Source organism: Roseovarius amoyensis (genome assembly GCF_003260265.1).
GTDB classification, from domain to species: Bacteria; Pseudomonadota; Alphaproteobacteria; order Rhodobacterales; family Rhodobacteraceae; genus Roseovarius; species Roseovarius amoyensis.
The window spans coordinates 1-4,838 of record NZ_QITQ01000059.1 but is presented as its reverse complement, the minus strand read 5'-3'; the positions used below and the strand labels follow the sequence as shown (position 1 = coordinate 4,838).

Annotated in this window: 5 protein-coding genes and 2 pseudogenes; 2 read left to right on the top strand and 5 right to left on the bottom strand. The window is 64.7% G+C overall.

The window, feature by feature from the left end; translation table 11 throughout:
• Nucleotides 1-98: 98 nt before the first annotated feature.
• From DL899_RS19000 to DL899_RS20170, 3 genes and pseudogenes are all read right to left on the bottom strand, one after another.
• Nucleotides 99-824, bottom strand: a complete 726-nt coding sequence (locus tag DL899_RS19000; protein WP_111735881.1) for a trimethylamine methyltransferase family protein — start codon at nt 822-824, stop codon at nt 99-101.
• Nucleotides 821-1,948, bottom strand: coding sequence for an aminomethyl transferase family protein (locus DL899_RS18995; RefSeq protein WP_338049667.1), 1,128 nt, complete (start codon nt 1,946-1,948; stop codon nt 821-823). Before DL899_RS18995 ends, DL899_RS19000 begins: the two co-directional genes overlap by 4 nt.
• Nucleotides 1,949-2,026: 78 nt before the next feature.
• Nucleotides 2,027-3,228 (bottom strand): annotated as a pseudogene (locus DL899_RS20170) (FAD-dependent oxidoreductase); the annotation flags it as partial.
• A 146-nt stretch (nt 3,229-3,374) separates the two neighbouring features.
• On the opposite strand from DL899_RS20170, the gene DL899_RS18990 reads away from it, so the two are divergent.
• Nucleotides 3,375-3,716, top strand: coding sequence for a zinc ribbon domain-containing protein YjdM (locus tag DL899_RS18990; RefSeq protein ID WP_111735880.1), 342 nt, complete (start codon nt 3,375-3,377; stop codon nt 3,714-3,716).
• 18 nt (nt 3,717-3,734) lie between these two features.
• Here DL899_RS18990 and DL899_RS18985 read toward each other — a convergent pair whose 3' ends face one another.
• Together DL899_RS18985 and DL899_RS18980 are read right to left on the bottom strand one after the other, a co-directional pair.
• Nucleotides 3,735-4,169 (bottom strand): RrF2 family transcriptional regulator, encoded by a 435-nt coding sequence (locus DL899_RS18985; protein ID WP_111735879.1) that lies wholly within the window; start codon nt 4,167-4,169, stop codon nt 3,735-3,737.
• 28 nt (nt 4,170-4,197) lie between these two features.
• The gene (locus tag DL899_RS18980) at nt 4,198-4,362 is read right to left on the bottom strand and encodes a hypothetical protein (protein WP_162685670.1); all 165 of its coding nucleotides are present in this window, start codon (nt 4,360-4,362) and stop codon (nt 4,198-4,200) included.
• 350 nt (nt 4,363-4,712) lie between these two features.
• Here DL899_RS18980 and DL899_RS18975 point away from each other — a divergent pair.
• Nucleotides 4,713-4,838 (top strand): annotated as a pseudogene (locus DL899_RS18975) (IS5/IS1182 family transposase); the annotation flags it as partial.

Genomic DNA, 4,838 nt, shown 5'->3' with positions numbered 1-4,838 from the left:
GCGACCTTCGCCTTGAACTCGGGCGCATGTTGTTTGCGTTTCGACATCTCTGATCTCCTTCTCGTCGAAGATCAGCAGACTGCAAATCGTAGCTTACGTCACTGTCCGAATTTCGGGGGGTAGCTCAAACAGCGCAGCTCGGCGGTGAATTCGTCATCCGAAAGCCCGCGGAAATCGCGCAGCATCTCAAAGCTATCACTGACCTGCGGCGTACCGCGTGAAAACACGAAGGGCAGCTTGTCCGACAGCCCAAGCTGTGCCTGCATGGTGAAATAATGGCGCAGCTCGGGCGAAACGTCCTGCGGTTCGACCAGCGGCGGCAGCAGGTGCAGCACGTCGAAGTGGTGCGTCAGCTTGATCAGTTCACGAAAGTCGCGGCCGCTACCGGGGCGGTGGCCACGGGTCAGATCGGTGGCGTGGGGCGCTCCGGCGCCGGGCTGAAAGGTCAGGCTGCCCAGTTCCAGCGTCACGTCGCGTTCCGGGGCACCGGCGCGGCAGTGCACGCTGCGCGGCGCGCTGGCCAGCGCCGCCTCGACGATCTCGCGCCCGATGCGCACGGTTTCGGTGTCCTCGTCCACCAGCGCGCCGCCTGCGGCGAAAATCGCGCGCGCCTCTGGCAGCAGGACCTTGATGCCCAGATCCTCCAGCACCGAAAGCGCCTCGTTGTGCATGGCGGTGATCTGATCGTCGGAAAACACCGCCTGCGGCGTGAACGGGTTGCGCAGCTGGCGATAGTTCACCTCGCGCTGGCCGCCGCCGGCGTTGGCCTCGGACCGTCCCCGCCGCCGGTGGCGGTTTGGGCTGCGTGCCTGCGCGGGGGTCATGACCGCATCGCCTTGCCGGAGGGATCATAGGGCGAGGGCGCGATGACGCGCGCCGGCCGTTCCACCCCGACGATATGGGTGGTCAGCGCGGTCCCCTCTGTCGCGGCGTCGCGGTTGACCATTGCCAGCGCCAGCGACTTGCCGACGGTGTGGCCATAGCCGCCCGAGGTGACAAACCCGACACGCTGGCCGTCCTTCCACACCGGCTCGAACTCGCTGGCGTCGGCGTCCTCGGCGTCGATTTCCAGCGTGACGATCACCTGCGCCGGCCCGCCGCCGTCGCGTTCGGCCAGCGCCGCGTCGCGGCCGATGAAATCGCCCTTGTCCCAGGCGATCCAGCGGTCCATGCCGGTCTGGCCGGGGGTGTAGCCCTGGGTGAATTCCGCCGACCAGATGCCGAAGGATTTTTCCAGCCGCAGGCTGAGCAGCGCGTTAAAGCCCACCTCGCGCAGGCCCAGGTCCGCGCCTGCCTCCCGCGGGATCTTGCGCAGCCCGATATGTTCGGCCGCCTTGCAGTGGATTTCATATCCCAACTCGCCTGTGACCGACAGCCGCCCCACCTTGCAGCGGTAAAGTCCGATATCGAAGGTGCCGCAGCCCATGAAGGGCAGATCGCCCACGGGGCCGTCGGTCAGCCGTTCCAGTACCTTCAGACTGTTGGGGCCCGAGACGCTGAACCCGACCGTCGCGTCCGAGATGTCGCGCACGTCGACATCCGGGTCCATGTGGTCGTCAAACCAGCGCATGTGCCATTCGCGCAGGTAGTAGGAGCCCATGATCCACCAGGTGCCGTCACCCCAGTTGAAGATCGTCAGATCGCCCTTGAGCCGGCCATCGGCCCCCAGCATCGGCGCCAGCCGCGCGCGCCCCGGCCCGGGCAGGCGCGACGCCATGATCCGGTCGAGCCACGCCTCGGCCCCCGCGCCGGTGACCTCGAACCGCGAGAAGGCCGAGATGTCCAGCAGGCCCGCAGCCTCGCGCACGGCCTTGCATTCCGCGCCGACGATGGTGAACGCGTTCGAGCGTTTCAGTGTCGGTGTTTCCTCGAAATCGGGGGAGGGGGCGAAATAGAGCGGCTGCTCCAACCCAAAGCTGGCGCCCCAGCGGGCGCCGGCGGCGGTCATGTCGGAATGGGCCGGCGCCATCCGCAGCGGCCGCCCGGCGGGCAGTTGCTGGTTGGGATAGGTCATCACGAAGCGGCGCGAATAGAACTGGCCGGTGGTTTCCTTGATGTACTGCTTGTTCTCGGCGAAATCGCCATAGCGGGCCACGTCCATGCCGAACACGTCGGCCTCGGGTTCGCCGTGGATGATCCATTCCGCCAGGCTCTTGCCGACGCCGCCACCCTGCAGAAAACCGGCCATAACCGCGCAGGCGCACCAATAGCCGGGTTTGCCCCGTACCGGCCCCACCAGCGGGTTGCCATCGGGCGAAAAGGTAAAGGCGCCGTTGACCCAGGTCTTGATCCCGGTCTTTTGCAGCACCGGATAGCGCTGAAAGCTCAGGGCGAGTTCGTTCTCGATGCGGTCGGGGTCTTCCTGCTGCAGCTCGAAGCCGTATTCCCAGGGCGCGCCGTCCATCATCCAGTGATCGTGGTCGATCTCGTAGATGCCCAGCAGCATGCCCTTCTGGTCCTGCCGCATGTAGGTGAACCCCTCAAGGTTGACGACCAGCGGCAATTCGCGGTCAAGCGCGGCCACCTCGGGGATGGTTTCGGTGATCAGTTAATGGTGATTGAGCGGGGAGACCGGCAATTCGATCCCGGCCATGCGGCCCACCTGTTTGGCCCACAGCCCGCCGGCGTTGACCACGTGTTCACAGTTGATCGTGCCCTTTTCGGTGACCACTTCCCAGCCTTTGGCGGTCTGGTTCAGTTCCAGCACGCGGTTGTGTTCGATCACCTCGGCGCCGCGCTTGCGGGCCGCGCCGGCATAGGCGTGGACGGTGCCGGTGGTGTCGACATAGCCTTCGCGCTCGGCCCACAGGCCGCCAAGGATGCCGTCGGTCGAGATCACCGGGCACAGTTTTCCAGCCTCTTCGGGGTGATCAGGTGCACGTCCTTGATGCCGATGGACTGGAACACGCGATAGGCCGATTGCAACCATTCCCAGCGGTCGGGGGTGCCGGCCAGGGTCATGCCGCCGGTCATGTGCAGGCCGATGTCCTGGCCAGACTCCTCCTGGATCACCGACAGCAGGTCGATGGTATAGGCCTGCAGCGCGGCGATGTTGGGGTCGGCATTGATCGCATGCACCCCGCCGGCGGCGTGCCAGCTTGACCCGGCGGTCAGAACGGAGCGTTCGATCAGGCAGACATCGGTCCAGCCTTCGCGGGCCAGGTGGTATAGAACGGATGCCCCGACGACGCCCCCGCCAATGACCACGACACGATAATGCGATTTCATGATGCGTCCCCCCGATGGTCTTGCAGGGGGATGCTAGTCGCCATGGACACCTCTGTCTAGAATGGCCTTGTAGGCGAAAATTCGGGGGTGGAAAGGTGCGCAACAAGCGCTGGTTTTTGCGGAAATCGCGCGCTATAGGCTCTGGCATGACCGATACCCTGCCACCGTGCCCCGAATGCGCCTCGACCTTAACCTACCAGACGGATGCTCTGCTGATCTGTCCGGAATGCGGGCATGAATGGTCGCCCGGGGCGGAATCGGACAATGTGGAGGTGGTGCGCGACAGCGTCGGCAACGTGCTGGCCGATGGCGACACGGTGACGGTGATCAAGGATCTCAAGGTCAAGGGATCGTCGTCGACGGTCAAGGTCGGAACCAAGGTACGCGGCATCCGCCTGGTGGACGGCGATCACGACATTGATTGCAAGGTACCGGGCATCGGCCAGATGGGCCTGAAGTCGCAGTTCGTGAAAAAGGTCAGCGACTAGCCTGCCGGCCGGCGGCGTTCAATCGGGCAACCCCTGTTCGACGCCGAAATCCTCTGGTCGCAGGATCAGGTCGGCGAGGGTGTAGCGATCCACCACCGCCATGAAGGCGGACAGGGCCTCGGTCACGATCCCGGGCAGGCGGCAGACCCTTGTGATGGTACAGGCGCTGCCCGGTGCGAAGCATTCGACCATTTCGAAATCCGGCTCGGTCAGGCGCAACACATCGCCGAGGCGGATTTGTTCGGGTGGCAGGCCAAGGGTGAAACCCCCGGTTCTGCCGCGCTGCGAGCGCAGGATGCCGCCGCCGGCCAGGATGCCGACGATCTTCATTAGGTGGCCGCGCGAGATGTCATGGACCTTCTGTGTTTCGTCGATCGTCACCAGCCGTTCGGGATGCGCGGCGGCATAAAGCAGCACGCGCAGCGCATAGTCGGACATCATCGTCAGCCGCATGCCTGTTTCCCTGTCGGTTCCGGCCCGGTCACTCGGCCGGTGTGCATGCGTCTGCTTCTTCGCGCACCGGGTGGATGTCAAGATAGCGGTCGACCGCCGCGGCCACCTCGCGGCCCTCGCGGATCGCCCAGACGGCCAGCGACGGCCCCAACCGGGCGTCGCGGGCGGCAAAGACGCCGTCGGCCCCGGTCATGCGCGACATCCGGTCGGCGTCGATGCGGCCCTGCGCCGTCCAATACCATCCGCACGGCACGTTCGCGCACTTCTGGTGAATACTTGTTCGTTGTCTTTGTCATGATGCTCCATCCTACTCAAGAGTTGGAGCCTCCGGCAAACCCGGCGCGGTTCATCTGATGATATCGACCACGATACAAAGACTTGCGTGACTCTCGAAACAAGCTCCAGGCGCAGCTTTGCCAAACCGGACTTTGGCGCAGCCGCAGAAAATTCACACTTTGTCCGCGTCTCGCTTGTCTGACCAAGCTGCAGCGAAAGTCGAGTATGCCTTATGATACGATTCCGCCCCCAGCCGGATCAGACCCCCATATCGCCATGGATGTGGGCACCGGCGATGTCCGCACGGTCGAGTTCACGTCAAGCCGCCAGGGCGACAGTCCCCTGCTGCCGGAGTTTCTGGCCCAGATCCCGCCGGATGAGCTGATCGAGACC

Bases quoted from the DNA above. Each gene is read 5' to 3' on its own strand.
- DL899_RS19000 (WP_111735881.1), bottom strand. From the start codon at position 824: ATGACCCCCGCGCAGGCACGCAGCCCAAACCGCCACCGGCGGCGGGGA.
- DL899_RS18995 (WP_338049667.1), bottom strand. From the start codon at position 1,948: ATGACCGCCGCCGGCGCCCGCTGGGGCGCCAGCTTTGGGTTGGAGCAG.
- DL899_RS18990 (WP_111735880.1), top strand. From the start codon at position 3,375: ATGACCGATACCCTGCCACCGTGCCCCGAATGCGCCTCGACCTTAACC.
- DL899_RS18985 (WP_111735879.1), bottom strand. From the start codon at position 4,169: ATGCGGCTGACGATGATGTCCGACTATGCGCTGCGCGTGCTGCTTTAT.
- DL899_RS18980 (WP_162685670.1), bottom strand. From the start codon at position 4,362: ATGACCGGGGCCGACGGCGTCTTTGCCGCCCGCGACGCCCGGTTGGGG.